The following is a 25,054-nucleotide window of genomic DNA, read 5'->3' on the forward strand; positions in this document are numbered from 1 at the left end:
GCTCCGCTGCGCGGCCCCGGGATGACCTAGTGCTGCGCGTGGGTTTCCGCCGGACAGATTGGCATCTGCAATCGCCCCCCTGCGCAGGCCACCGCCCGCAGAGGGGAAAGTAGAATGCCCACTACTCCGCCGGCACGGCCCGCCCGAGCGGTACCACCGGTTCCTCTTCGAACGGCCGTTCCGGGTGCATGGTGAAGGCGAGGCCCGCGCCCAGGAGGCAGAGGCCGATGGAGCCGACGAAAGGCAGGGTCCAACTCCCCGTCATGTCCACGATCATTCCAAATACGATCGGCGAGATGATCGCCGCCACCGCCGAGCCGGTGTTCATGAGACCCGCTGCAGTACCCGAATATTTCGGTGCGATGTCCATCGGCACCGACCAGATCGGGCCGATCACCAGTTCGGCGAAGAAGAAGCCGGAGCTGAGCAGCAACGCCACCAAGGTCAGGTCGCGGGTGAAGAACACGCCGGTGAGGCTCGCCGCCGCGCCGAGGAAGCCGACCACGATGACGCTGAGCCGGGCGAGCTTGAGATCGCCGGTGCGCTTCAGGATGCGGTCGCTGAACACGCCGCCCAGGGTGTCGCCGACGACACCGGCGAAGAACACGCCCGACGCGAACAGGGCCGAGTTCTTCAGATCGAGCCCATAATTGAGCTTGAAGAAGCTCGGGAGCCAGCCGAGGAACAGCCACAGGGTCCAGCCGTAGCAGAAATAGGTCAGCGTCACCGGCAGCATGCGCCGGGTGAGGCGGCCCCAAGGCACGTTCTGCTTGGCGCCGACCTTGCTCGGAGGTGGCAGGACCGCGAGTTCCTCCGGGGTGATCGCCGGGTGTTCTTTCGGATCGTCGCGAAAGTACCAGAACCAGACGACGACCCAGGCGAAGCTCGCCACGCCTAAGATGACGAAGCCGAGGCGCCAGCCGAACTGGTAGATCAGGAAGGCCACGATGGGCGGCGCCACCGCGTTGCCCAGTCGCGCGAAGGCATGCGTGATGCCCTGCGCGAAGCCACGCTTGCCCGGCGCGGTCCAGTTCTGCATGGCGCGGGTGGCGGTGGGGAAGGTGGCTCCCTCACCGAAGCCGAGGAGCACCCGGGCGAGGAACAGGCTGATGAGGCCGCCCACCATTCCAGTCAGGATCGTCGCCGAGGCCCAGATCAGGCCGCAGACGAGGAGCGTGCGCCTCGCGCCGAACTTGTCACCCACCGATCCGCCGATGACTTGGAAGATGGCATAGGGATAGGCGAAGGCGGACAGGATCAGGCCGAACTGAGTGTTCGACATCCCGAGATCTTTCATGATCTCGCCGCCCGCCGTGGCGATGTTCACCCGGTCGAGATAGGTGACGAAATACATCAGGCAGAGCAGGAACAGCACCATGTTCGACGCTGAGACGCGTCTTTTGGCTGGCGTCATCGGGGTTTCCTCGGGTTGAGCGCGCCACCCGCCCCGGTTTGATCACCGGTTGTTTGTGGGATCACGCGTGGTTGGTATGATCGGCGCGGCTCTCCTCCCTACAAGGGGGAGGGGACCTGCTACTCAATCGTCGATACCGGAGCGCAGGGCGTCCATGGCCGCCAGCACGCCGCCGCGCGTGTGCGGGACGCCGCCGGCCTTGAGGCCCATTTCGACGCCCGACAGCGCCGCCATCAGCATCAGGTCGTTGCATTCGCCGAGATGGCCGATGCGGAAGACCTTGCCCGCCACCTTGGCGAGGCCGGTGCCGAGCGAGAGGTCGTACTTCTCGAGGATCAGATTGCGCAGGGCATCCGCGTCATGGCCCTCCGGCATCACCACGGCGGTGAGCACGGGCGAGTATTCGGACGGCTCCCGGCACAGAACCTCCAGGCCCCACCCCTCCACGGCGGCGCGCGTGGCGGCGGCGAGACGCTGATGGCGGGCGAAAACCTGGGCCAAGCCTTCCTCCATCAACATGGCGATGGCTTCGCGCAGGCCGTAGAGCAGGTTCGTGGCGGGCGTATAAGGGAAGTAACCGCCGGCATTCGGCTTCAGCATGTCCTCCCAATCCCAATAGGAACGGGGCAGCGTCGCCGTCTTCGCGGCGGCCAGGGCCTTGTCGGACAGGGCGACGAGACCGAGGCCCGGCGGCAGCATCAGGCCCTTCTGCGAGCAGCTCACCGCGACGTCGACGCCCCATTCGTCATGGGCGTATTCGGCCGAGCCGAGACCCGAGATCGTGTCGACGAGGAAGAGAGCAGGGTGGTTCGCCCGGTCGATGGCCTTGCGGATGTCCGCGATCCGGCTCGTGGCCCCGGTGGAGGTCTCGTTGTGGACCACCATCACGGCCTTGATCGACTTAGCGCGGTCCTCGGCCAGGATCGCCTCGACCTGCGCCGGATCGACCCCGCGGCGCCAGTCGCCGGGGACGAACTCCACTTCGATGCCCCAGCGCGCCGCCATCTGTCGCCACAGGGTGGCGAAATGGCCCGTCTCGAACATCAATACCCGGTCGCCCGCGGAGAGCGTGTTGACGATGGCGGATTCCCAAGCACCCGTGCCGGAACCCGGATAGATGATCACCGGCGAGCGCGTCTGGAAGACGGCCTGGGCGCCTTCTAGCACCGCCTTGCCAAGCCCGGCGAAATCGGGACCGCGATGGTCGATCACGGGCATGTCCATGGCCTGCAGGACGCGCTCGGGTACCGGACTGGGGCCCGGAATATGCAGGAAATGGCGTCCGGTCCGTGTCGTCATCGAGATCTCCGCGATGGTCCGTCGAGGGAAAGCTGTACCCCGGATCGATGCTTCAAGAGGTAACGGGGCGGAAAATTGCATTCATTTTTTGAGAGGGCAAGAACTATTATGCGGACATCCATCCTCGACCTCCGCGCTTTCGGCTGCTAAGTTCGCATTATGGTGCTTGACCCTGTCACAGAGCCGGAGGCCGATGCCGGCCTCGCCGCGATCGACGGAGCGCGTTTCCCCGCGTTCCCATCACTCGTGAAATCCCTCCACGGCGAGCTTCTGGCCCGCCTGCGGGACTACATCGTCGAGGGCAATCTCGCTGCTGGCGCACGGGTGCCGGAGCGCATGCTCTGCGAGCATTTCGGCATCTCGCGCACGCCCTTGCGAGAGGCGCTGAAGGTGCTGGCCTCCGAAGGGTTGATCGAGCTTCTGCCGAACCGGGGCGCGCGGGTGCGCCAGCTCGGCGCCGAGGAACTGGTGGACCTGTTCGACGTGATGGGTGGTCTCGAGGCCTTGGCCGGGCGCCTAGCCTGCGAAAAGATCACGCCGGAAGCCTATGCGGAGATCGAGCGTCTCCATCACGAGATGTACAGCAGCTACATGCGGCGCGATCTGCATGGCTATTTTGCCTGCAATCAGGCGATCCACGACCGGATCGTTCAGGCGGCCGATAACGAGCCGTTGCGGACGAGCTACGCCAACTTTGCGGGGCGCCTGCGCCGTGTGCGTTACTCCGCCAATCTGGACGAGAACCGCGACCGTTGGGGCGAGGCGATGCGCGAGCACGAGGAAATTCTCGATGCGTTGCGCCGGCGCGCCGGCAGCGAGCTCAGCGATATTTTGTTCAGGCACCTGCGAAACAAGCGCCGCGCGGCGGAAGGGCGGGAGACTGCACCTCCGCCGGACGATGCCTCTGCCGCGTCGTGATGGCGGTTCAGCGGCGCTCGCCGTGAAATCGCTCGGCTTGGGCCTGGATCACTTCCGCCGCTTCCAGGATTCCGGCCCGATCGACGTCGAGATGGGTGGTCGCGCGGATCTGGTGCTGCCCGATGGCGCGGATGCGGATGCCCTCGGCGAGGCAGGCTTCGGCAAAGGCCGTTGCGGTGATGCCCAGCGGCTCCACCGAGAAGCACAGGATGTTGGACTGGGCCGCATCGGGCGGGATGGCGAGGCCGGGCGCGCCAGCGATGCGGGCCTTCAACTCGCCGGCATTGGCATTGTCGAGTTCCAGCTGGTCCACATGGTGATCGAGAGCGTAGAGGCCGGCCGCAGCGAGGATGCCCGACTGACGCATGGCGCCGCCGAGCCGGTACTTCCACCGCCACGCCTCGACGATAAAGTGCGACGAGCCGCACAGAACGGCGCCGACCGGGCAGCCGAGGCCCTTGCTCAGGTCGATCCAGGCGCTGTCGAAGCCTTTGGCATAATCCCTGGCGGAGATGTCGGTGGCGGCCACGGCGTTGAGGAGGCGCGCCCCGTCGATATGCGCCTTCATGCCCTTGCGATCGGCGAGGTCGCGGATGCGGCGCATGTCGGTGAGCGGCCAGACCGAGCCGCCCGAAAAGCTCGTGGTCTGCTCCACCGAGACCAGGGCCGAGCGCGGCGCCGTGCGGGCGGGCGGGCGGATCGCCGCTTCGAACGCCTCGGGCGTGTAGATGCCGGCCGGGGTCGCCAAGGCCTTCACCGAGACGCCGCCGATGGCCGCCGAGCCGGCGGCCTCGGTGTTGTAGATATGGGACTGATCGTCGACCACGATCTCGTCGCCGGGGCGGGTCTGGACCAGGATCGAGACGAGGTTGCACATCGTGCCCGAGGGCATGAACACCCCCGCTTCCATGCCGAGCAGGTCAGCGACGCGCTCGCACAAGGCCAGGGTCGTCGGATCGGAATCGGATTGCTCGTCGCCGACCTCCGCGCGTGCCATGGCGTCGCGCATGCCGGGCGTTGGCCGCGTCTGTGTATCGCTATACAAATCGATCATCTGCCGGCCCTGTTTTGCATGCAATCCGTGCGGGCCATTCTAGCCGGTCGGGACGATCCCGCCACCCTATCGGAATCTGCATCGCTTTGAAGCCGGCCGACGGCACTCCCACGAGGACGATGGATCATGACCGCAACGGCTGAGCCCGCCACCGGCCCGAACCGCGCCCCTTCGCCCGTCGCCGGGCCGGGGCCGGTCAGTCCGCGCGCCGCCAACCGCCAGGGCGCCGGCCTGCCGCGCCGTCTCGCAGAGGCCCTCGCCGGTGAGGCGAAGTTCGATGCCTTCACCCGGGGTCGCTATTCCAACGACGCTTCGATCTACCAGATCATGCCGGCGGGGGTGGTCCTGCCCCGCAGCGCCGCCGATATCGCCGCCACCCTGAAGATCGCGGCCGAGCACGATGTGCCGGTGATCATGCGGGGCGGCGGCACGTCCCAGAACGGCCAGCCCATCGGGCGCGGCCTCGTGGTCGATTGCTCGCGCCATTTCAATGGAATCATCGCCTACGACGCGCAAGCCGGAACGATCACCGTCGAGCCCGGCATGGTGCTGGAACGGTTGAACACGCGGGTGAAGGCCGATGGCTGGTTCTTTCCCGTGGAACCCTCCACCGCCACCCGCTGCACCATCGGCGGCATGGCCGGCAACAATTCCTGCGGCGCCCGCTCCCTGCGCTTCGGCAAGATGAGCGACAACGTGCTCAGGCTTGAAGCTCTGTTCCATGACGGCGAGCCCTTCGGCTTCGGTCTCACCGGCAACGAGGCGACGGGCGTCACCGGCTCGCGGCGGGCCGGCGAGCTCGCCGCCGCCATGCGGGCCCTGGCCGAATCCGAGCGCGACGAGATCCTGCGCATGTACCCGCGCGTGCAGCGCCGGGTCGGCGGCTACAATCTCGATGCGCTGATCGAGGCGAGGCCGAACCTCGCCCATCTCCTCGTCGGCTCGGAGGGCACGCTGGCGGCCACCACCAGCGTGACGTTGAAGCTGTCGCGCCTGCCGACGCACCGGGTCATGGGCGTCTGCCACTTTCCCTCGTTCCGCTCCGCCATGGAGACGACGAAGGCGATCGTCGATCTCGATCCCGTGGCGGTGGAGCTCGTCGACAACAACGTGCTGGTGCTCGGCGCCGACATCCCGCTGTTCCGGGCGACGCTGGCCGACATCACCCGTGGCACGCCGAATAGTCTGCTCCTGGTGGAATTCGCCGGCGACGACCGGGACGCGCTCCTGGCCGATCTTCGGCGTCTCGACGCGTGCATGGCCGATAACGGCCATGTGGACGCCGTCGTGGAGGTTCCCGAACCGGTGCGCCAGAAATCGGTCTGGGAGGTACGCGAGGCCTGCCTCAACATCATGATGTCGATGAAGGGGGATGCGAAGCCCGTCTCCTTCATCGAGGATTGCGCGGTGCCGCTGGAGCATCTCGCGGATTACACCGACGCGGTGACGGAGGTGTTCACCCGCCACGGCACGCGCGGCACCTGGTACGCCCATGCCTCCGTCGGCTGTCTGCACGTGCGCCCGATCCTCGACATGAAGCAGGGCGGGGATGTCGCCAAGATGCGCGCCATCGCGGAGGCCGCGAGCGAACAGGTCCGCCGCTTCAAGGGCTCCTATTCGGGCGAGCATGGCGACGGCATCTCGCGCTCCGAATACATCGCGCCGATGTTCGGCGAACGCCTGACCCGCGCCTTCGAACAGGTGAAGGACACGTTCGACCCGGAGAACCGGCTCAACCCCGGCAAGATCGTCCGGCCGCTCAAGATGGACGACCGCTCGCTGATGCGGTTCCAGCCGGGCTATTCCGTGAGCCAGCCGGCGAAGACCGCCCTCGACTGGTCCGAATGGGGCGGCTTCGGCGGCGCAGTCGAGATGTGCAACAACAACGGTACCTGCCGGAAGCTCGCGGGCGGGGCGATGTGCCCGTCCTACCGGGCCACGAAAGACGAGCAGCACCTCACCCGTGGCCGGGCGAACTCCCTGCGGCTGGCGATTTCGGGCCAACTCGGTAAGGACGCCTTTACCAGCCCCGAGATGAAGCGGACCCTGGATCTCTGCGTCTCGTGCAAGGCCTGCCGCCGCGAATGCCCCACCGGCATCGACATGGCGAAGATGAAGGTCGAGTTCCTGCACCATTACCATGCCCGCCACGGCCTACCCCTGAAGGAACGGCTGGTGGCGGCCCTGCCGCTCTATGCCGGCACCGCCGCCTGGCTGGCGCCGCTCCTCAACCTGCGCGATCGCCTTCCCGCATTGGCTAAACTGTCGGAGCGGGTGGCAGGGCTCTCGGCGCGCCGCACCCTGCCGCGCTGGCGCAGGCCCTGGGTCGAGCAGGGCGAGCCGGCGCATCCCGGCGACGTGACCGGGGACTTCCGCGACATCGTCCTGTTCGGCGACACGTTCAACCGCGCCTTCGAGCGGGAGAACCTGGAGGCGGCCGAGCGTGTGCTGATCGCCGCCGGTTACCGTCTGCATCGGGTCTTCCCCAACCGTGGACGCCGCCCCCTCTGCTGCGGCCGCACCTACCTCGCCTCCGGCCAGACCGACCGGGCCCGCGAGGAGGCCCGCCGCACGCTCACCACCCTACTGCCGTTCATCCGAGCGGGCGCCCGGATCGTCGGGCTCGAACCTTCCTGCCTGCTGACCTTCCGCGACGAGTTCGCTTCCCTGCTTCCCGGCCCGGAGGCTGGGGAGCTGAGCAAGGCGAGCCTGCTATTCGAGGAGCTGCTCGCCGTCGATCTCGATGCCGGGCGGATCGCCCTGCCTCTGGCGGACCAGGGCGGCCGGGTCGCCCACCTGCACGGCCATTGCCACCAGAAGGCCTTCGCCGCCATGGGCGCGGTGGAGACGGTGCTGCGCGCGGTGCCGGGGCTCGACGTGCGGGTCATCGAGTCGAGCTGCTGCGGCATGGCGGGCGTTTTCGGATACGGCGCGGAGACCATCGACGTGTCGCTCGCCATGGCCGAGCTCTCGCTGTTCCCGGCCCTGCGCGAGGCCGGCCCGGACGATCTCGTCGTGGCCGACGGCACCAGCTGCCGCCACCAGATCCATGACGGTCTCGGGCTCGAAGCGCTCCATGTCGCGCGGGTCCTCGACCGGGCGATGGCGGCGTCGGCCGAACGTCACTGACGGCCGTGCCGGGTGGCTGGTCATGGTCGCGAGGGCATGATGGATGGTATCGAGAAAGGCGGGCCTCCTTTCTCGATTGGAATCCGCCTCGCTCAGGGGACAACATGACCGACCTGAAGCAGAACAAAGCGAATGTGATCGCCTTCTATCGGTTGATGTTCGACGAGTGTCGGCCGCGAGAAGCCATCGAGCGTTATGCGGGCGACGACTACATCCAGCACAACCCGCATGTGGCGAATGGCAAGGACGGCTTCATCGCCTATTTCGAGCGCATGGCGCGCGAATGCCCGGGCAAGCGCGTGGAGGTGAAGCGGGCGGTCGCCGAGGGCGATCTGGTCGTGCTGCATTGCCTGCAGCACTGGCCGGGCGACCACGATTATGCGGCCATCGATATCTTCCGGCTCGATGAAGGCGGCAGGATCGTCGAGCACTGGGACGTGCTGCAGATCCTGCCGGATTCTTCCGCCAATCCGAACGGAATGTTCTGAGCGGTCGGATCGCTCACCTCCTCGGCTATGTCCCCGTCCGGCCCCAATCGGCCGCCGACGTGTTGGGACCGCCGACCGAGCTCACCGCGAACTGCGTCGCATCCTCCGGGTCATGGCAACGAGTTCGTCACGAGCAGTCAAGTGCGGCATCCTCGGTGCTGGGCGTTTCGGATGTGCCTATTGGGAGGGGCCGGATTCACCCGATGAATGCTGTCCTGTCCGCTCTTGCCGAAGCAACCGGCGCTTCGCGGTGAACGGCCTCCTCGCCGGGAACGGCCCCAGAAGGCGAGGTACTGGGAGATCCAAGGGCCGCCTCCTTGCCATCCGCCACTTCGCAAAGGATGCCGACAGACCGCCGGGCAAGGTGAAGGATCGCTTAACATCCAGTCATATTGTTAGCGTCAGGGCCTATAGTAATAAAAGATACATTCTTTTGGGATATCTCATATCAATATCAATTGTAGGTACTGATATGAATCTCGGAAGCTTCAAAATACTTCACAAGATTTGTGCAGTCATCGCGCTCATTGGTATGATCGTCGGCGGCTGCGTCTGGTATGCGGAAGCGCGCATGACAGCAATCGATGATGCTTACACTTCGTTCATCGTGCGGGAGACTCGTGCGGTTGCCAGTTTGCGGCGAGCCAACCGACACGTCGTCGAACTCAACTACAACGTCTATCGGCTGATCGCCGAGACGGACCCGAAGCAGATGGACGAGGCCTCCGCGAATTTCGACGTTGCTGCGGAAAGGCTCAGAGCCATTTTCAAGCTCCTTCACGAGCAGGCTCCCACATTCACCGCGCGGCTGGCCGAGCAATCGACCATGATCGAAAACTATATCCGACAGACCACAGACGTGCGTGATCTAGCGCGTAAGAACGATCGCGCCAGGGCCTTGGCAGTCGCCCATGACAAGATCGATCCCATCTACTCGCAAATCACCGGTTCCATTGCCAAGCTCTCCGACGATCTCCAGCAGTTCGTGGCCCATGCCGCCGACGACCTGACCGCGCAGACCAATGCGACACGTCACGCTCTGGTCCTCATCAACGGCCTCGGCCTCGGCCTGGGAATGATCGTCGCGATCCTCGTCGTCATCGTCGGCGTCACCCGGCCGATCGGACGCCTCACCGACATCATGGGCCGGCTGGCCTTGGGCGATGTCACCACGGAGGTCACCCTCCAGGACCGCCGAGACGAGGTGGGAACGATGGCCGGTGCGGTGCAGGTGTTCAAGGACGGCATGATCCAGGCGCGCGTCCTGGAAGCCGAGACCGTCCAGGCCCGTCTGGCGGCCGAAGAGCAGCGCAAGCTCGGGATGCTCCAGATGGCGGATTCCTTCGAGGCGGCGATCGGTGGGATCGTCGGGATGGTCTCGTCCTCGGCCACGGAATTGCAGGCGACGGCGCAGACCATGACCTCCACCGCCACCGAGACCGCGAGCCAATCCACCACCGTGGCGGCCGCCGCCGAGGAAGCCGCCACCAACGTCAACACGGTCGCCGCCGCCGCCGAAGAACTCGGCGTCTCGGTCCAGGAGATCGCCCGCCAGGTGAGCGGGTCGGCCGATCTCGCCCAGCGTGCCGTCGTTGAGGCCGATCAGAGCGGGGTCCTCGTCCAGACCCTGAGCCAGGCCGCTGCCCGCATCGGCGACGTCGTCGTCCTGATCTCGAACATCGCGAGCCAGACGAACCTGCTGGCGCTCAACGCTACGATCGAGGCGGCCCGCGCCGGAGAGGCCGGACGCGGCTTCGCGGTGGTGGCCACGGAGGTGAAGGAGCTGGCGGGCCAGACCGCGCGGGCGACGCAGGAGATCTCGGAGCAGATCACCCAGATGCAAGGGGCGACCGGGCAGGCGGTTTCGGCGATCGCCACCATCACCACGCGCATTCGCGACATCGACGCCGTGGCCACGACGATCGCCGCGGCGGTGGAGGAGCAGGGAGCCGCGACCCAGGAGATCGTCCGCAACGTGTCCCAGGCCGCGACGGGCACCAGCGAAGTGACGAGCAACATCTCGGGCGTGGCCAGCGCCGCCGAGGAGACCGGAGCCGCGGCCAACCAGGTTCTGACCTCCGCATCGGAACTCTCGCATCAATTCGAGCACCTCACCGCCGAGGTCAAGCGGTTCCTCGCGACCGTCCGGGCCGCCTGAGGCCGGCACGACGAGCAGGGACGGTCCGGCGGGTGCGGGGCTCGGCGGACCATGAAACGGGGATTCCGGAGATGAGGCTCCTGTATCTCCAGGCCTGGGGGCGATCGGCAAGCGAGCCCGGGAATACTGTCTTGACAGCGGCGCTCGCCGGCTCGACCTCTCCTTGAGACGGCGAGCCGCCTCTCATCGAGTTTTCAAACCCATGGCAACAGATCCGTCACCGGCCGGCGCCGGTCGTTCCAGGCCGGGATTGCGAGGTTCCCGCCAAATCGCCTCCGGGTGGGCCGGTGGCCGGGCATGAGTACCTTCCTGTCTGCCTTAGCCGGTGGTGCCCTGATCGGGACTTCCGCCGCCCTGCTCCTCATCCTCAACGGTCGCATCGCCGGAATCAGCGGCATTACCGCCGGGGCAGTGATGCCGTTGAGCCGGGACACGCCGTGGCGTTGGGCCTTTCTCGCCGGCCTGCTCCTCGGCCCGGTCCTGTATCGCCTCGCCTTCGGTGCATGGCCCGTCGTGCAGCTCGACGCGCCGTGGAGCCTGGTCGTCCTCGGCGGCCTCCTCGTCGGCTACGGGACGCGGCTGGGCGGGGGCTGTACCAGCGGCCACGGCGTCTGCGGCCTCGCCCGGCTGTCGCCCCGCTCCATCGCGGCGGTGGCGACCTTCATGGCCGCCGCCGCCGGGACGGTGTTCCTCGTCCGACATGGAGGATGGTGATGGAAATCCTGCGCGCCTCGGTGGGGCTGCTCGCCGGCCTGCTGTTCGGTTTCGGCCTCGCTCTGTCGGGCATGATGGACCCGGCACGCGTCCTGGGCTTCCTCGACGTGGCCGGCGCCTGGGATCCGAGCCTCGCCTTCGTGCTAGCCGGCGCGGTCGCCGTCTCGGCGCTCGGCTACCTGCTCGTGTCGCGGATGCGCAAACCCGTTCTCGCGCAGCGTTTCGAGATTCCCCGCAACCGCCCGATCACGGCGAGCCTCATCGCGGGCGCCGTTCTGTTCGGCATCGGCTGGGGCCTCGTCGGCCTCTGCCCCGGCCCTGCCCTCGTCGGCCTGACCCTGGGCCTGCCTCAGGTCATTGGGTTCGTTGCCGCGATGGTTGTGGGGATGCTGCTCCACCGCTTCACCGCTGCGGCATCCGGCAGGTGACACCGGCCGACTGCGCGGCGGCGGGCGTCCGCCGAATGCGCCGAGGACGACCATTGGTCGGGATCAGCGCCGCTTGTTATGAAACGCACATCATTCGGCCCGGTCGGAGAACCGACCGGGCCGAATGATGTCGCATCGCGTTCTCGGATCCCGACGCTATCGGCGCGGCAGGCTGTGGAGCCCCTTCAGGAAGGCGTCTACGTCCGCGCGGGTGTTGTAGAAGGCCAGCGAGGCGCGCACCGACTGGTCGACGCCGAAGCGGCGCAGGGCCGGCAGGGCGCAATGGTGGCCCGAGCGCACGGCGATGCCGCGGGCGTCGAGGTGCTTGGCCACCGCTTCGTTGTCATGCCCGTCGACGACGAAGGACATGACGCTGGCTTTCTGTCGCGCGGTCCCGATCAGGCGCAGGCCCTTCACCTCGGCGAGCCCGGCTTGCGCGTATTCGAGCAGGTCGTGCTCGTAGGCCGCGATGCCGGGAAGTCCGACGCTCTCGAGGTAGTCCAGAGCCGCGCCGAGCCCGACCGCTCCCGCGATGTCCGGCGTGCCCGCCTCGAACTTCTCGGGAACGCCCTTGTAGACCGTCTTCGAGAAGGTGACGTCCTCGATCATGTGGCCGCCGCCCTGCCACGGGGGCATCGCCTCCAGCAGCGCGCGCTTGCCGTAGAGGGCGCCGATGCCCGTCGGCCCGAACACCTTATGCCCGGAGAAGACGAGGAAGTCGGCGTCCAGCGCCTGCACGTCCAGGGGGATGTGCGGCGATGATTGCGCCGCATCCACCAGCACAGGCACCCCGTAGGCATGCGACAGGGCGATGATCTCACGGACCGGGTTGATGGTGCCCATAGCGTTGGCCACATGGGTGACCGAGACGATCTTGGTGCGGCCCGACAGGAGGGTCGCGAACTGCTCGAAGATGATCTCGCCGCGATCGTCCACGGGAATCACGCGCAGGGTCGCCCCGGTCGCCTGGGTGAGGAGCTGCCAGGGGACGATGTTGGCGTGATGCTCGATGGTCGAGATGATGATCTCGTCGCCCGGGCCGATATTGGCGCGACCGTAGGAGTTGGCGACGAGGTTGATCGCTTCGGTGGTGCCCCGGAGGAAGATGATCTCGTCCGTCGAGGCGGCGTTGATGAAGCGACGCACCTTCTCGCGCCCGCCCTCGAACAAGTCCGTGGAGCGCGCCGCAAGGGTGTGAGCGGCCCGGTGAATGTTCGAGTTGTGGCGGGCGTAGAACTCGGACGTCGCGTCGATGACGCTCTGCGGCTTGTGGGTGGTGGCTGCATTGTCGAGCCAGACCAGCGGATGCCCGTTGATGCTCTGGTGCAGGGCCGGGAAGTCCTTGCGCACCCGCTCCACGTCGAAGGGGGCCGCCACCGGGCTGGAGCCCTGCGACGAGACATGGGGCGCATGGCCGGGGCGAGGCTCGTGGCGAGTCGACGGGGCGGGCGCGGCGTTGCCCGTCCGGCTGCGGTCGGTCAGGAAGTAGTACTCGCCCGGCGAGAACGGCTCGTCGGCGATCTCCACCTTTCGGCCTGCATTCGGAGAAGTCCGGCCGGCGCGGGAGACTGTCTCCTGCGAGGCGTCCGGACGCGAGGCGTTCTGGCCCCGATGACCGGGCGCTTCCGGCACCAGGGACGGCGCGAACCCATGCGCGAAGGCATTGGCGCGCGGGTGGTCCTTGGCGATCGTGGCGTGGAGATCGTGGCCGCCTGGGAGGAAGGCGGCGACATCGGCGACGCTCGGCACGAAGAACTCGGGCAGGCCCCCACGGGGAGCCTGCGCCTCGGGATGGACCGAGGGAAACGCCGAGGGCTGCGCGAAGCCCGGACCGGTGAGGCCGGGAAGGCCGACCGGAGGGGCTCCGAACGAGCGGGCGGCCAGCGCCGAGGCGTCGGGCTGGAGGCCCGACGGCGCGGAGCCCGAGGGGATCGACGGCGTGCCGAGATCCGCTTTGGGGGCGAAGGCCTGGGGGGCGATCGGGTGGCCGAAACCCTGGGGCGCATTCTCCAGGGCTTGCGGCAGCTGTGGGGTGGCCTGCGGCGCTTGCGGCGTCTGCGGCAGGGTGGGAGTCAGGGGCGCGGACGCCGCCTGACCCTGACCGTAGATCTCGCGGGCGAGGCGCCCGACGAGATCCGCATGCGCCGTGTCACCGAACAACCCCGTGGGGAGGCCCGGCGCGTTAGGCGTAGTCATGGTAGTTGCCCAGCAGCACGTTATCGAGGCGTGCGATGGCGTCTTCCACCAGCACCGCAGCCGAGAAGTAGCGGGTCACGAGGTGCGAGGCGATGGAATGGTCGTTGGTGCCCATGTAGCGCACCGACAGGCCGGTCTCGATCTCGCCGGTGACGCCGGATTTCTGCAGGCCGACCACGCCCTGTTCGCCTTCGCCGACGCGGAGCAGCAGGATCGAGGTGGTCTGGGCGCCGGACACCGGGTCGATGTCGATGGGGAGCTTGTCGCTCGGCACGATCGGAACGCCGCGCCAGGTGAGGAAGGGCGAGCCGAACAGGTGGATCACCACCGGGGGCACGCCGCGGCGGGTGGCTTCACGACCGAAGGCCGCGATGGCGCGGGGATGGGCCACGAAGAAGGCGGGCTTCTTCCAGACCAGGGTCAGCAACTCGTCGAGATCGTCCGGGGTGGGCGGGCCGCCACGGGTGGGGATGCGCTGGCGCTGGCTGACTTCGTGGAGCAGGCCGAACTCGGAATTGTTGAAGAGCTCCCACTCTTCCCGCTCCTTCACGGCATCGACCGTGAGGCGGATCTGCTCGCGCAGCTGGTCGATCTCGTTGGAATAGAGATCGGTGACGCGGGTATGGGTGTGGAGGATCGTCTGGATCGTGGAGAGGTGGTACTCGCGCGGGTTCACTTCGTAATCGACGAAGGTCGTGGGCAGGCGCGGCTCGCCGGTATGGACCGCCAGAAGCTCGATTCCCTGCTCGCCCTCGCTGTTGGTGTGACCCTTGAGGCGGTCACGCTCTTCCACGAACTGAGAGATGCGCGAGCGGATGCCCTCGTCCTCGATGGCGGAGCGGTCGAGGGTGAGGAGCGTCACCGCCGAGAGCGCCTTCACGGCGGGGGCGGGGGCGTTCTCGCTCACAAGGTCGCTGTCGCCGAAATAGTCGCCACCGGTGGCGAGGCCCTGGCGCAGGCGGTTCTTGAACGGGCCCGACAGGGTCAGCTCGACCGTACCCTCGGCCACGACGGTGAGGCTGCGGCCGGTGGAGCCCTCCTCGGCGATGATCTCGCCCGCCTTGTGCTGGGAGACGGTGAACTTGGAGGCCAACGCCGACAGCTCGTTGTCGCCGAGACGGCTGAACAGCGGGACACTGCGCAGAGAGGCCGGGCGCACGGTGCGGGTGCCGCCGTCATTGGCGAGCTCGATGCGGCCGGGCTTGGCCAGCACCACGGCGCGGCGGTTGACCCGGTAGACGCCGCCGGCGACGTCGACGAAGGGCAGCAGGCGATGGAACCAGCGTGGGGTATTGGCCGCGTTCTGGACCGAAGTGACGGTTGCCGTCGCGAGATTGCGTGCCGCCGAGGCGCTCACGCTCAGACCGGGTCCACTCATCGGGGTTTATCTCCGTATTCCGGCAGGAGGCAGCGATCAGCCGCGACGCGGCAAGACCGCATCGGAACCGCACCAGTCGCGCGTCCGCTTTCGCCATTGAATGATCTTGGGCTGATCTTGCCCATAATCCGCTGCATCAGACAAAGCGTCGCTGCAGGGATGGGCTGTGTCTAACTCTTGTTACAGAAACGGGTCAACGGAATTAATTTCTATATTTTTTGGGTATCTTAGATCAGATATTCTATTCGCTGACTTATATGACAATGCTGATCTCTCATTCGCCAAATCGAGAGATTTTTAATCCACCCCGAGGGGGTTCAACGAAAACCAAGAGCTGAAAAATCGTTTCGCTAGATCCCGTCGCCGAAGAACTGATCCATGCTTTGTGCGGGATCTTCGGCCGTGACGATCCGTGAGACGACGCGGGCCGGCACGCCCGCCACAGTGGTGTGGGCGGGAACGTCGTGCAGCACCACAGCGGCGGCGGCGACCTTCGCGCCTTCGCCGACGCGGATGTTGCCCAGCACCTTGGCTCCGACGCTGAGCAGAACCCCGCGTTCGATCTTGGGGTGCCGGTCGCCGCTCTCCTTGCCGTTGCCCCCGAGGGTGACCGATTGCAGGATCGAGACGTCATCGGCGATCACCGTGGTCTCGCCGATGACGACCCCGGTGGCGTGGTCGATGAACACCCCCGAGCCGATTCGCGCGGCCGGGTGGATATCGGCCCCGAACACCTCGGAGATTCGGCTCTGGATATGCAGCGCGAGGGTGACGCGGCCCTGGTGCCAGAGCCAATGGGCGACGCGGTAGCCCTCCAGGGCGGCAAGGCCCTTGTAGAACAGAAAGGGGTCGAGGTAGCGCCGGCAGGTGGGGTCGCGCTCGCGGATGGCGACGAGGTCGCGCACCGCATGGTCGCCCGCGTAAGGATCGGCCTGGAAAGCCGAGAGGCAGAGGTCGCGGGTGGAAAGGCGGGCGAGATCACCGTCGCCGAGGCGGTGGGCGAGCCTGTAGGCGAAGGCGTGGATCAGGCTCGGCTGGTCGAGGACCGTGGCCTGGATGATCCCGGCATAGAGCGGCTCCTCGATCAGCGCGGCCTCGGCCTCGGCGCGCATGGCGTTCCAGACGTCGGATTCGGCCGTGGTCCGGCTCACGTTGCGCAGAGGCGGGCGCAGGATGTTGCTATTCGGATGATCGCCGGAACGGCGCGAGGCTTGGGCACCGGCAGTCATATGTCTCGCGTCCTGGGCGGGCTCGGACGAGCCCTGTCGTGATCGAAGAGTCTGGGATCAGCCGACGCGCTGGAACAGCGTCGCGATGTAGCCCACGAGCAGGCCGTGGCCTTCGAAGTGGACGTCCACGGCCTGGGCGCCACCGGCGGCGGGAAAGACATCGACGATGCGTCCGGTGGCATGGCGCCAGATTCCGAGTGCTTCGGCGACATCGAGCCTCGCAAACACGACCTGATCTCCGAGAACCATCACTCGCTCCTACGGGCGTCGTCTTCTATGTGGGAGGACCGTCATCCGGCCGGCCTCGGCCTCGAGGGGGCGGCGGCAGGGACGGGATCTGGATTTATGGACCGCTAGCAGCGCCCGCGACGCTGCCGTAGTTTCGCTCCGCTCGGCGCCCGCCTTGCAGACCGCTCTGCAGCGGCGGCGACGTTCATCGCTGCCGGACAGGCGTTGATATCGGCGGGGGGCGACTCGAAGTGGCTCGGCACGGATATCCCATCGAAGCTCAGCGCCCGGACAGGATAGTCCTGGCAAGCATTTCGCGGAGAAACGACGTTCTCTACGGCTGGGATGTAGTGTGCCTATTCTCACCCTCCCGGGTCAACGAGAGGGATTTTCAAAGTCCAGGTGCTTCTGGAAAGATCCTCCCCCATCTTCATCAAGCTGGAGCAGGCTTGTGCTTTTAGAGCCCGAGACGATGTCTGGACCAACCGTCGGCCCCAGTGCGCCGGGCCCCGGGGTCAGATGCCGCTGAACCAATTGTAGCCCTGATCCTCCCAATAGCCGCCGGGATCATCATTGGTCGCGAAGACCGATACGATGTGTTTGGGGCTCTTGAAGCCGAGCTTCGTCGGCACGCGCACGCGGAGGGGATAGCCATATTCGAGGGGCAGCGGCACACCGCCGAAATCCAGTGCCAGGACGGTCTGCGGGTGGAGGGCGCTCGGCATGTCGAGGCTGCCGTAATAGCGGTCGGCACATTTGAAGCCGACATACTTCGCGGTGAGGTCGGCACCGACCCGTTCGAGAAAAGACCTCAACGGTACGCCGCTCCACTGGCCGATCTGGCTCCAGCCCTCGATGCAGATATGCCGGGTGATCTGGCTCTCCTGCGGCAGGGCGCGCAGCCTTTGTAGAGTCCAGGGTGTCTTGTCGGCCACGAGGCCGCCGACATCGAGCTTCCACGTCGCCTCGTCGATCTCGGGTATATTGTCGGGTGGGTAGTAGGCGTTGAAGCGGAACGGCGTGTCGATCATGCTCGCCGGATAGGTCGGTGCGAGGGTGTTCGGATCGAACAGCCAGGCCTGGACTCGGTCGTTGGCCCGCGACATCGCCCAGAGCGCCCGATCGATCACCGTGCCGTTGGCGCCGGTGGAGAGGTCGCAGCCCGAGAGCAGCGACAGGGCACCGAGCGACAGGCCGGAGCGTAGGAACAGGCGGCGCTCCAGCTTCACCAGTTCCGGCTGGATCTCGCGGCGGAGCCCGCTCAGGCGTTTCGCCTCGTTCTCATCACGGCTCATGAGCGTACCTCCACCGGATCGACGGGGATACGGGCGCGGCCGGTGATCATTGCCACGAGGGTCCGCGGCACCAGGATCACCAGTGTGAGATGGAGCAGGATGAAGCCGACGAGGCCGGACATGGCGAGGAAATGGACGCGCCGTGCCGCTTCATAGCCGCCGAAGAGATTGGCCAGCCCCTGCAGTTGAACCGGCTTCCACAGCGCGAGCCCCGAGGCGAGGAGCAGGATGCCGAGGAGGAACGCCACCAGATAGGCGAGCCTTTGCACTGCGTTGTACTGGCCGATCCGGTGGGTCAGGCGCAGCTTCAGGGCAGCCGTGGCGTCGCGCCAGAACGCCGCCGGGCTCACCGGCAGGAACGAACGCACGAAGTGACGGGAGAGCAGGCCGTAGAGCGCGTAAACGAGGCCGTTCAGGGCGAACAGCCACATGGCGGCGAAGTGCCAGGCGAGCGCCCCGCCGAGCCATCCGCCGAGAGTCGCCCATTTCGGGAACACGAAGGGGAAGAGCGGAGAGGCATTATAGATCGCCCACCCGCTGAACAGCATACAGAACACCGCGATCGCGTTGATCCAATGTGTCACGCGCACAAGGAGGGGGTGGATCACCACAACGCGCGATTGGCCGGCGGCAGACGGTGACATCGCGTGTTCGACCTTTGACATGCATTTCGAACGGCGTTTCACGTACCCCGCCCACTCCCATTTGCTCCGCCGGTACCCTCCCCCCAAAGAGAGGGGAGGGCACAACGCCGTCACATCGATGGAACGGTCCCGTTGCGGCCGACGATCAGGATCACGGCGGAAGGCTTTCCATCGGCGCCCTTCTTGGTGAAGGCGACGACCTTCGCGCCGTCGACAACGATGGATTTGTCGCCCGGATCGACCTGGGTCACCGGCACGTCTTCCGGTACGGTCACCTTCTTCTCTCCGCCCTGATACTTGACCAGCAGGCTACGACCCTCGGTGCCGGAGATCGTTCCGATGGCGCCGTTGGTCATGGTGGAGTTGGAGCCGAGATCCCACGGATAATGGCCGTCGGCCGTGCCGCGCAGGGACGAGGCGAAGACGGTGACCTGCAGTGCCTTCTGCGTTCCATCCGGCTGCGGGATCGCCGCCGTGCCGATGTAACTGTCGGGCTTGATGTCGGAGAGCCTGCCGGTGGAAGCCGCCAGCACCTTCACATCCGGCGCCATGCTCACCGTCAGCGACTCCCCGACGCGCGGCTTGATGGTGACGACCGCCCCGTCGACCTTCTCGATGGTCCCGCGATAGCGCGTGATGTCATCGGCCCGCGCGGCGGTGGCCGTCATGGCGAGCGTCAAGGTGAGCGTCGTCAGAAAGGACTTGAGCATGGCGTACCCTCAGGCGTGGGAGTTCGGCGCCGTTGTAACCGAGGCAGGCGGCAGGGATCACACCTCGGTGCCGGGGCTGCGCCGATGCCCCGGACGATCAAAGTCGCGCTGAGGCGCGGGTCACATCGGCGGGACGGTACCGTTCTCGCCGACGATCAACCGGTCGGCCACGACCGCGCCGGTTGCATCCGCCTTGGTGATCGCCACCACGCGGGCGCCGACCTTGATGACGGACTTGTCCGACGGGTTCAGGGCGACGATCGGTACGTCCTCGGGGACAGTGATGGTCTTCTCGCCGCCCTTATAGGTCACGGTGATCGTGCGGCCGGCAGTGCCCGTGAGCGCGCCCACTGCGCCGTTCGTCATCGTGTTTTCCTTCTCGAGATCCCACGGATAATGACCGTCGCCGGTCCCGCGCATGCTCGGAGCGAAGACGGCGACTTCGAGGGCCTTGAGGGTCCCGTCGGCCTGAGGCGTCGCGGCGGTGCCGACATAGCTGTCGGGCTTGATGTCGCCGATCTCGGCCTTGCTGGCAGCCGCTACCTTCATCGCGTCGGCGAACTTGACCGATACGGATTGTCCGATCCGGGGCTTGATCGTCACGTGGCCGCCCTCGACGGCCTCGATCGTGCCCCGTACGCGAACCACCGCGGGATCGGCGAGGACGGAGTAAGTCGTTGCCGGCAGGCCCGAGAGGAGGCCGAGGCACAGCGTGCCGACCGTGATGATCCGTCGTGTCATGAAATGCCTCGCGGTGGAGCCGTCCCGGTTCTCTGAACCGGGCCGAACGCTTCCCCCATTGCGGCGGAAAGCGCTTCGACAACGCGCAGGGTGGCATCAGGTTCGTATGCGCACAAATCAATTGCGCGCTATCAGGGAGCGACCGATGCTGTCAGTGCGCCATCAGCATCGGCATGGTGGCATGGGCGAGGACATGGCTGGTTGCCCCCCCGAAGATCATCTGGCGCAGGCGGCTCTGCGTGTAGGCGCCCTTGATCAGAAGATCGCAGCCGAAATCCCGAGCCTCATTGAGGAAGATCTCTCCGGGTGTACGCCGACCCTCGGAGAAGGCCTTGTGGTCTGCGAAGATTCCCTCGCAGGCGAGCGCCTTGGCCAGATCCTCCGCGCTCGGACCCGGTACCATGCCGCCCTCCGCGCTGATGATGCGGATGCGGGACGCCTTCCGCAGGAATGGCATGGCGAAGGCCACCGCCCGGGCGGTCTCGCTCGACCCGTTCCAGGCGATGAGGATCGCGTCGCCGACACTCGTTGGAGGAGTGGGCGGCGCCAGCAGGATCGGCCGGCCGCTCTCGAACAACGCCGTTTCGAACGTCGTCATGCGCGGCGCGCCGTCGCCCGTGCCCGGGCGCCCGACCACGGTGGCGGTGAACAGACGGGCGTGATGGCCGAGGAATGCATCGCCCGCCGGTACGTCCGGCCGCCAGCGGTAGCGTGTTCCGGCGCTGGCCACGAATTCCGGGGTGCACGGACCCTCGGTCGCCACGGGAATACCGGCGTCGACGAGGAAATCGACGAAGCGCTTCCCGGCGGCCTCGGCCTCGGCCTTGTCGGCTTCTTCGTCGCGGAGCCATGTCATGCCGCCGACCATGTCCACCGGCACGTATTCGGCGAGCGCCGGCCGCAGGGAAATTCCCTCGATCAAGCTGCCGAATCGACGTCCGACCAGAAGCGTCGTGGTGAATACCGAGGGCAGGGCGTCATGGAGCGCCACCGGAACGAGCAGGGTCTTCATCGCCGGGAGCCTCCATCCACATCAACGTCATCGGGGCGGCAGGCTAGAGCGGTTTCGCGTTCGGGAAAACTCCGCCTCCCCGTGAACCCACGCTTTTTCTGCGGCGTAGGGGAAGATGGCGCGCCGTGGGGGGCTCATCGTAGGTGCCGGGTGTATCGATAAAGCTTGGCTATAAGACGGTGTGCATCCTGGTTCTATGATGATGAACGTCAGTAGAATGCCCGCATGCGGAACGACATTTGTTTGGAACCCAACGGTTGACGTATCGTTGTCCGCCAAACGTGGCGTTGTTGGTCATGCCGATCTGCATAACTGCGATCCTGACCGCCGCCCAGACGTTTTCAGATCCTATCCAGAGGTTCTCATCATGAACAAGTACGTTGCGTTCTCCGCTATTGCCGTCGCCATGGCGACCCCCGCCGCCGCACAGACCATGTCCGGTGATTTCCGCCTGCAGGCGATGCAGGCCAATGCGTTCGAGGTTCAGTCCAGCCAGCTCGCGCTGTCGAAGAGCCGCAACCCTCAGGTGATCCGTTTCGCCCGTGACGCCGTGCGCGACCACCGCGCCGCCAACGTGGCCCTGGCCGGCGGCGAACGCACCTTTGCCGGTAACGGCGGCCCCGGTGGTCTGATCGGCGCCCCGCTGGCGATTGCCGGCGGTGCAGTCGGCGCGGCCACGGGCGCTGCCACCGGCGTCGTCGCCGGTACGCTGAGCGGTGGCCCGGTCGGTGCCGTCGAGGGAATCGGTAGCGGCGCGAGCCGTGGCGCCGCCGCTGGTAGCCAGGCTTTCAACGGCGACGTCGATACCACCGCCGGCACCACCATGGTCCCGGTCAACCCAGAGCAGCAGGCGATGCTCGCGGAACTCGCCGCTGCCCCGGCCGGCCCGCGCTTCGACCGCCTCTACGGCCAGGTCCAAGTAAAGTCGCACGAGATGTCGATCGGCATGTACCAGTCCTATGCCCAGACTGGCACGAACCCTGCGCTTCGCGCCCATGCCGAGCAGGCGCTTCCGGTGCTGCAGCAGCATTACCAGATGGCGCAGCGTCTTCCCGGCGCTCGCTGAAGTCTCGGGACCCATCGCCGTTCTTCGGGGCGGCGGCGCTATCCTTTGCAACGAGAAACGCCGGGCTGGCGAGGCCCGGCGTTTCTTCGTGAATCGACTTGGCTGATCGACTTGGCTGAAACGACCGCCCCCGTATCCATTCAGATACGGGGGCGAATCTGCTCAGACTTCGCTGCTATGCATCAGGGAGGCGGGCGTCATCGGCTTCCCCCCACCATCGACGGCGGGCTCGAAATCCCCCGTCTCGGGATTGCGCAGGCGAAGCTCGCCATGAGCGATGCCGAAATGCGCGCCATGGAGCGCCAGGCGGCCGTCGGCGACGCGCTCGCGGACGAAGGGGAACGTCAGCAGATTCTCGAGGCTCTGAGCCACGGTCGCGTATTCGAGGCGGGTTAGGTGATCCGGCCCCTTCTGAACCTTGAGCTTCTCCTCGGCTCCCTTCACCAGGGATACCCATTTGCCGATGAAGTCGCTCGTGGATAGCGGGCCCGGCGGGTTGGCATAGGCCTTGATGCCGCCGCAGGTGGCGTGGCCCAGCACGACGATGTGCTTCACTTCCAGAGCCTGTACGGCGAATTCGATGGCCGCCGATGTGCCATGATACTCGCCGCCCTCCTCGAAGGGGGGAACGAGGTTCGCCACGTTGCGGATGATGAAGAGTTCGCCCGGTCCGGTATCGAAGATGACTTCCGGCGAAACGCGGCTGTCACAGCAGCCGATCAACAGGACTTCCGGATTCTGGCCTTTGGCCAGTGCGGCGTAGCGTTTGGCCTCGTCCGACAAGCGTCCATCGAGGAACGACCGGTATCCTGTGGTCAGCTTTTCTGGAAACATGCGTTTGCCTTCCTTGAGCGTTGTTGTTGAGGGCAGCCGTAGCGGCCCGGTTATCGACACGTAGCTTTGGCAGCCACGGCCCGTGCCATACTTGGTTCCGACGCCTGGCCTAGCCCAGCTTCCGGTGGATGGCCCGGTGCGGGTTCACACCTTATGCCAAGCCAGCATGACAGGTGGATCGGGCCGCTCACCGTTCGCGATGCGTCTGGCGATGCGAGCGAGGTCCGCCGGCTCGATCCGTTCGCCGGTGGCGTCCAACTCGTCGAGCGTCCACCAGCGCGTACCGAGGACCGTGCTGTCCTCGGTTTCGGCGAGGCGTGTGGTATCCACTTCGTCATTCGGCAAACGCACCACGAAATAGCGTTCGCGGGCATCGCGCAGCAGCGGGAACAGCAAGAACGGCCCATTGCAGGCGGCAACCTGTGGGCCGATCTCGGCATCGAAAACCCCGATTTCCTCGCCCAGTTCCCGGAGGCAGGCTTCCGCGTGGCTTTCGCCGGGTTCCAAACCCCCACCCGGCATGAACCAGAAGGTTCTATCCTCCGGCTTCGAGGGATCGATCGGCCGTTGCGCCTCGTACGCGATCAGGAGCAGCCGGTCCTGCGGGTCGAAGACCAGGGCACGTGCTGCGTCGCGAAGGGGAGCGGCGAGAATCTCTTCCCTGCGAAACCCATGAATGAGAGTCTCTTCGTTTGAAGAGCGTCCGGGTACTTCGGTCGTCGGAAGGTGAATCATGGTCAAGGTTTAACAGGGAATCGGACCATGACCAGCGGGAGCCCAGATCACCACGGGCAGACCGTGCCGGTCGCGTCCCGGCGGATCGGGCAGGGGGATGGCGCGTCCGAGAAAGATGTCGCGGGCCACCACCAAAGCGGCGAGGGAGTCGAGGTGGTCGTCGGCCCCTACACCCCGTGGTCGCGCCACATCCACCAGCGGGGCGGGAAGGCCGGCGTTTCGCAGAAGCGCGCGGCGTTCCGCCAGCCCCACCTGCCGCTCGGGTCCCTTCTTGGCGGATGTGAGGGGCCGGTCACCGTTGAGGCGGCGAAACGCCACCTCCGGGTGAACCTCGTGGATCACGTGGCGGGCTTCAGGTCGAGAGAGAAGGAGGTCATCGACCTCGCGGATGTAGCGGGTGATGTTCCAGCATTGGATGGAGGGCGCGAAGGGCGGTGTACTGGCGGCGCGGGACAGGGCCTTGGCCTCCTCGTAGCTGCCGGCATGAACCGCCGCACGCGGCGGCACCGGGAAGACGCTAGATCTCCCGCCCGCGAGATAGGCCCTGGCCGCGCTGTCGGCCACGCGACCCCTACCTTCAATATGGTCCGGCAAGCCGATCGGGACGTCGATCCCGATGCAGACCGGCGCCTCCGGACCGTCGAGGAGATCGGCGACGCGGGTGAACCGCATCGCGCGGTAGCGGCCGGGATCATCCAGATCGAGGAGGACGCCCGCCCAGGCGCCTCGGCAGCCATCGAGCCCGGCGATCCAGCGCGTCACGCGAACCGTGGCGGCTCTGGCGGGTTGACGCTGCTCAAGGACGGCGCCCCACGAGGGCCGTCGCGTCCGGCCAGGAAACGCCGCCGCCGGCGGTGCGCATCACAGGATCGTCTCATGGATATCGCCGTCGACAAGGTCACCGAGATCATTCTCCGGGTCAGGGCGCTGGACGTGAAGGAAGGACCGACCGATCCCGATTCGGGGTCCAACCCGATCGATGACGGCGCCACCGACGTCCTCACGTCGAGCGCCGACGATGCCACGGAATCGGAGATCCGCTCCATGATCAACGGTCTCAACGATGACGAGCGGGCCAACCTCCTGGCTCTTCTCTATGTCGGACGTGGCGACATGGAAGCCGAAGAATGGGGGGAGGCGGTCCGCTTCGCCCGCGAACGCGAAGCCGTTGGCGAAGGCGCCCTGCGCGAGATCATGGGCTCGCCCGATGCCGGTGACCTCCTCGACGAAGGACTCGCCGCCCTCGGCATCAGCCAGGACATCCCCGACGCGTAGGGCGTCTCGGGCCGCCGCACCCTGCCACGGCTCAGCCGGGTAGTGTGCGGCGCGCAGTCGGTGCGGACCCTCGTGGCGCCCGTGCAACGTCCCCCGGCTTTCGCCGCGA

The 25,054-nt window shown here is 66.5% G+C and carries 23 protein-coding genes; 8 read left to right on the forward strand and 15 right to left on the reverse strand.

Annotation, left to right across the window (positions count from 1 at the left end):
* Window positions 1-121: 121 nt before the first annotated feature.
* Both ASF32_RS02955 and ASF32_RS02960 read right to left on the reverse strand, forming a co-directional pair.
* Window positions 122-1,414: an MFS transporter gene (locus ASF32_RS02955; protein WP_056423520.1), complete on the reverse strand. Its 1,293-nt coding sequence runs from the start codon at window positions 1,412-1,414 to the stop codon at window positions 122-124.
* Window positions 1,415-1,537: 123 nt separating this feature from the next.
* Complete coding sequence (locus ASF32_RS02960) at window positions 1,538-2,713, reverse strand: aminotransferase class V-fold PLP-dependent enzyme (protein WP_056423523.1); 1,176 nt, start codon at window positions 2,711-2,713, stop codon at window positions 1,538-1,540.
* Between the two features lie 159 nt (window positions 2,714-2,872).
* Between ASF32_RS02960 and ASF32_RS02965 the strand changes: the two genes are divergently transcribed.
* Entirely contained in the window at window positions 2,873-3,631 is a 759-nt protein-coding gene (locus ASF32_RS02965; protein ID WP_156467659.1) for a GntR family transcriptional regulator, read from the forward strand.
* A gap of 7 nt (window positions 3,632-3,638) precedes the next feature.
* Here the strand turns inward: ASF32_RS02965 and ASF32_RS02970 are convergent, their stop codons facing one another.
* Window positions 3,639-4,685 (reverse strand): threonine aldolase family protein, encoded by a 1,047-nt coding sequence (locus ASF32_RS02970; protein ID WP_056423528.1) that lies wholly within the window; start codon window positions 4,683-4,685, stop codon window positions 3,639-3,641.
* A gap of 126 nt (window positions 4,686-4,811) precedes the next feature.
* Between ASF32_RS02970 and ASF32_RS02975 the strand changes: the two genes are divergently transcribed.
* The 5 genes from ASF32_RS02975 (at window position 4,812) to ASF32_RS02995 (ending at window position 11,602) form a co-directional block, all read left to right on the forward strand.
* Window positions 4,812-7,814: an FAD-binding and (Fe-S)-binding domain-containing protein gene (locus ASF32_RS02975; RefSeq protein ID WP_056423530.1), complete on the forward strand. Its 3,003-nt coding sequence runs from the start codon at window positions 4,812-4,814 to the stop codon at window positions 7,812-7,814.
* A gap of 104 nt (window positions 7,815-7,918) precedes the next feature.
* Window positions 7,919-8,302, forward strand: a complete 384-nt coding sequence (locus ASF32_RS02980; RefSeq protein WP_056423532.1) for a nuclear transport factor 2 family protein — start codon at window positions 7,919-7,921, stop codon at window positions 8,300-8,302.
* A gap of 472 nt (window positions 8,303-8,774) precedes the next feature.
* A complete protein-coding gene (locus tag ASF32_RS02985) occupies window positions 8,775-10,460 on the forward strand; it encodes a HAMP domain-containing methyl-accepting chemotaxis protein (RefSeq protein WP_056423534.1) in 1,686 nt (561 codons plus the stop codon).
* Between the two features lie 297 nt (window positions 10,461-10,757).
* Window positions 10,758-11,174, forward strand: a complete 417-nt coding sequence (locus ASF32_RS02990) for a YeeE/YedE thiosulfate transporter family protein (protein WP_056423536.1) — start codon at window positions 10,758-10,760, stop codon at window positions 11,172-11,174.
* A complete protein-coding gene (locus ASF32_RS02995) occupies window positions 11,174-11,602 on the forward strand; it encodes a DUF6691 family protein (RefSeq protein ID WP_200919031.1) in 429 nt (142 codons plus the stop codon). Before ASF32_RS02990 ends, ASF32_RS02995 begins: the two co-directional genes overlap by 1 nt.
* Window positions 11,603-11,758: 156 nt before the next feature.
* Here ASF32_RS02995 and ASF32_RS03000 read toward each other — a convergent pair whose 3' ends face one another.
* From ASF32_RS03000 to ASF32_RS03040, 9 genes are all read right to left on the reverse strand, one after another.
* Window positions 11,759-13,798: a family 2A encapsulin nanocompartment cargo protein cysteine desulfurase gene (locus ASF32_RS03000; RefSeq protein WP_056423538.1), complete on the reverse strand. Its 2,040-nt coding sequence runs from the start codon at window positions 13,796-13,798 to the stop codon at window positions 11,759-11,761.
* On the reverse strand, window positions 13,785-15,176 hold the full coding sequence (locus tag ASF32_RS03005) for a family 2B encapsulin nanocompartment shell protein (RefSeq protein ID WP_056423541.1): 1,392 nt from the start codon (window positions 15,174-15,176) through the stop codon (window positions 13,785-13,787). Before ASF32_RS03005 ends, ASF32_RS03000 begins: the two co-directional genes overlap by 14 nt.
* A gap of 350 nt (window positions 15,177-15,526) precedes the next feature.
* A complete protein-coding gene (cysE, locus tag ASF32_RS03010) occupies window positions 15,527-16,405 on the reverse strand; it encodes a serine O-acetyltransferase (protein WP_056423543.1) in 879 nt (292 codons plus the stop codon).
* A gap of 57 nt (window positions 16,406-16,462) precedes the next feature.
* The gene (locus tag ASF32_RS03015) at window positions 16,463-16,654 is read right to left on the reverse strand and encodes a hypothetical protein (RefSeq protein WP_056423545.1); all 192 of its coding nucleotides are present in this window, start codon (window positions 16,652-16,654) and stop codon (window positions 16,463-16,465) included.
* A 494-nt stretch (window positions 16,655-17,148) separates the two neighbouring features.
* The gene (locus ASF32_RS03020; RefSeq protein ID WP_056423547.1) at window positions 17,149-17,928 is read right to left on the reverse strand and encodes a molybdopterin-dependent oxidoreductase; all 780 of its coding nucleotides are present in this window, start codon (window positions 17,926-17,928) and stop codon (window positions 17,149-17,151) included.
* The gene (locus ASF32_RS03025; RefSeq protein WP_056423730.1) at window positions 17,925-18,572 is read right to left on the reverse strand and encodes a cytochrome b/b6 domain-containing protein; all 648 of its coding nucleotides are present in this window, start codon (window positions 18,570-18,572) and stop codon (window positions 17,925-17,927) included. The genes ASF32_RS03020 and ASF32_RS03025 overlap by 4 nt, the downstream gene beginning before the upstream one ends.
* A 110-nt stretch (window positions 18,573-18,682) precedes the next feature.
* The gene (locus ASF32_RS03030) at window positions 18,683-19,282 is read right to left on the reverse strand and encodes a hypothetical protein (protein ID WP_056423549.1); all 600 of its coding nucleotides are present in this window, start codon (window positions 19,280-19,282) and stop codon (window positions 18,683-18,685) included.
* A gap of 120 nt (window positions 19,283-19,402) precedes the next feature.
* On the reverse strand, window positions 19,403-20,023 hold the full coding sequence (locus ASF32_RS03035; protein WP_056423551.1) for a hypothetical protein: 621 nt from the start codon (window positions 20,021-20,023) through the stop codon (window positions 19,403-19,405).
* Between the two features lie 151 nt (window positions 20,024-20,174).
* Window positions 20,175-21,035 carry a universal stress protein gene (locus tag ASF32_RS03040; RefSeq protein WP_056423553.1) on the reverse strand — a complete coding sequence of 287 codons (861 nt, stop codon included), beginning with the start codon at window positions 21,033-21,035 and terminating at the stop codon, window positions 20,175-20,177.
* Between the two features lie 364 nt (window positions 21,036-21,399).
* On the opposite strand from ASF32_RS03040, the gene ASF32_RS03045 reads away from it, so the two are divergent.
* Window positions 21,400-22,101: a DUF4142 domain-containing protein gene (locus tag ASF32_RS03045; RefSeq protein WP_056423732.1), complete on the forward strand. Its 702-nt coding sequence runs from the start codon at window positions 21,400-21,402 to the stop codon at window positions 22,099-22,101.
* A gap of 162 nt (window positions 22,102-22,263) precedes the next feature.
* Here the strand turns inward: ASF32_RS03045 and ASF32_RS03050 are convergent, their stop codons facing one another.
* From ASF32_RS03050 to ASF32_RS03060, 3 genes are all read right to left on the reverse strand, one after another.
* Entirely contained in the window at window positions 22,264-22,935 is a 672-nt protein-coding gene (locus ASF32_RS03050) for a carbonic anhydrase (protein WP_056423555.1), read from the reverse strand.
* Between the two features lie 144 nt (window positions 22,936-23,079).
* Entirely contained in the window at window positions 23,080-23,670 is a 591-nt protein-coding gene (locus tag ASF32_RS03055; protein WP_082490354.1) for an NUDIX domain-containing protein, read from the reverse strand.
* A gap of 9 nt (window positions 23,671-23,679) precedes the next feature.
* On the reverse strand, window positions 23,680-24,432 hold the full coding sequence (locus ASF32_RS03060) for a DUF429 domain-containing protein (RefSeq protein WP_056423557.1): 753 nt from the start codon (window positions 24,430-24,432) through the stop codon (window positions 23,680-23,682).
* Between the two features lie 114 nt (window positions 24,433-24,546).
* On the opposite strand from ASF32_RS03060, the gene ASF32_RS03065 reads away from it, so the two are divergent.
* The gene (locus tag ASF32_RS03065) at window positions 24,547-24,945 is read left to right on the forward strand and encodes a DUF3775 domain-containing protein (protein ID WP_056423558.1); all 399 of its coding nucleotides are present in this window, start codon (window positions 24,547-24,549) and stop codon (window positions 24,943-24,945) included.
* Window positions 24,946-25,054: the final 109 nt, after the last annotated feature.

This window comes from Methylobacterium sp. Leaf91, assembly GCF_001422815.1.
Classification (GTDB): Bacteria; Pseudomonadota; Alphaproteobacteria; order Rhizobiales; family Beijerinckiaceae; genus Methylobacterium.

What these genes read in the sequence shown, in the direction of transcription:
- ASF32_RS02955 (WP_056423520.1), bottom strand. Translation starts at nt 1,414, where the DNA reads ATGACGCCAGCCAAAAGACGCGTCTCAGCGTCGAACATGGTGCTGTTC.
- ASF32_RS02960 (WP_056423523.1), bottom strand. Translation starts at nt 2,713, where the DNA reads ATGACGACACGGACCGGACGCCATTTCCTGCATATTCCGGGCCCCAGT.
- ASF32_RS02965 (WP_156467659.1), top strand. Translation starts at nt 2,873, where the DNA reads ATGGTGCTTGACCCTGTCACAGAGCCGGAGGCCGATGCCGGCCTCGCC.
- ASF32_RS02970 (WP_056423528.1), bottom strand. Translation starts at nt 4,685, where the DNA reads ATGATCGATTTGTATAGCGATACACAGACGCGGCCAACGCCCGGCATG.
- ASF32_RS02975 (WP_056423530.1), top strand. Translation starts at nt 4,812, where the DNA reads ATGACCGCAACGGCTGAGCCCGCCACCGGCCCGAACCGCGCCCCTTCG.
- ASF32_RS02980 (WP_056423532.1), top strand. Translation starts at nt 7,919, where the DNA reads ATGACCGACCTGAAGCAGAACAAAGCGAATGTGATCGCCTTCTATCGG.
- ASF32_RS02985 (WP_056423534.1), top strand. Translation starts at nt 8,775, where the DNA reads ATGAATCTCGGAAGCTTCAAAATACTTCACAAGATTTGTGCAGTCATC.
- ASF32_RS02990 (WP_056423536.1), top strand. Translation starts at nt 10,758, where the DNA reads ATGAGTACCTTCCTGTCTGCCTTAGCCGGTGGTGCCCTGATCGGGACT.
- ASF32_RS02995 (WP_200919031.1), top strand. Translation starts at nt 11,174, where the DNA reads ATGGAAATCCTGCGCGCCTCGGTGGGGCTGCTCGCCGGCCTGCTGTTC.
- ASF32_RS03000 (WP_056423538.1), bottom strand. Translation starts at nt 13,798, where the DNA reads ATGACTACGCCTAACGCGCCGGGCCTCCCCACGGGGTTGTTCGGTGAC.
- ASF32_RS03005 (WP_056423541.1), bottom strand. Translation starts at nt 15,176, where the DNA reads ATGAGTGGACCCGGTCTGAGCGTGAGCGCCTCGGCGGCACGCAATCTC.
- cysE (WP_056423543.1), bottom strand. Translation starts at nt 16,405, where the DNA reads ATGACTGCCGGTGCCCAAGCCTCGCGCCGTTCCGGCGATCATCCGAAT.
- ASF32_RS03015 (WP_056423545.1), bottom strand. Translation starts at nt 16,654, where the DNA reads ATGGTTCTCGGAGATCAGGTCGTGTTTGCGAGGCTCGATGTCGCCGAA.
- ASF32_RS03020 (WP_056423547.1), bottom strand. Translation starts at nt 17,928, where the DNA reads ATGAGCCGTGATGAGAACGAGGCGAAACGCCTGAGCGGGCTCCGCCGC.
- ASF32_RS03025 (WP_056423730.1), bottom strand. Translation starts at nt 18,572, where the DNA reads ATGTCACCGTCTGCCGCCGGCCAATCGCGCGTTGTGGTGATCCACCCC.
- ASF32_RS03030 (WP_056423549.1), bottom strand. Translation starts at nt 19,282, where the DNA reads ATGCTCAAGTCCTTTCTGACGACGCTCACCTTGACGCTCGCCATGACG.
- ASF32_RS03035 (WP_056423551.1), bottom strand. Translation starts at nt 20,023, where the DNA reads ATGACACGACGGATCATCACGGTCGGCACGCTGTGCCTCGGCCTCCTC.
- ASF32_RS03040 (WP_056423553.1), bottom strand. Translation starts at nt 21,035, where the DNA reads ATGAAGACCCTGCTCGTTCCGGTGGCGCTCCATGACGCCCTGCCCTCG.
- ASF32_RS03050 (WP_056423555.1), bottom strand. Translation starts at nt 22,935, where the DNA reads ATGTTTCCAGAAAAGCTGACCACAGGATACCGGTCGTTCCTCGATGGA.
- ASF32_RS03055 (WP_082490354.1), bottom strand. Translation starts at nt 23,670, where the DNA reads ATGATTCACCTTCCGACGACCGAAGTACCCGGACGCTCTTCAAACGAA.
- ASF32_RS03065 (WP_056423558.1), top strand. Translation starts at nt 24,547, where the DNA reads ATGGATATCGCCGTCGACAAGGTCACCGAGATCATTCTCCGGGTCAGG.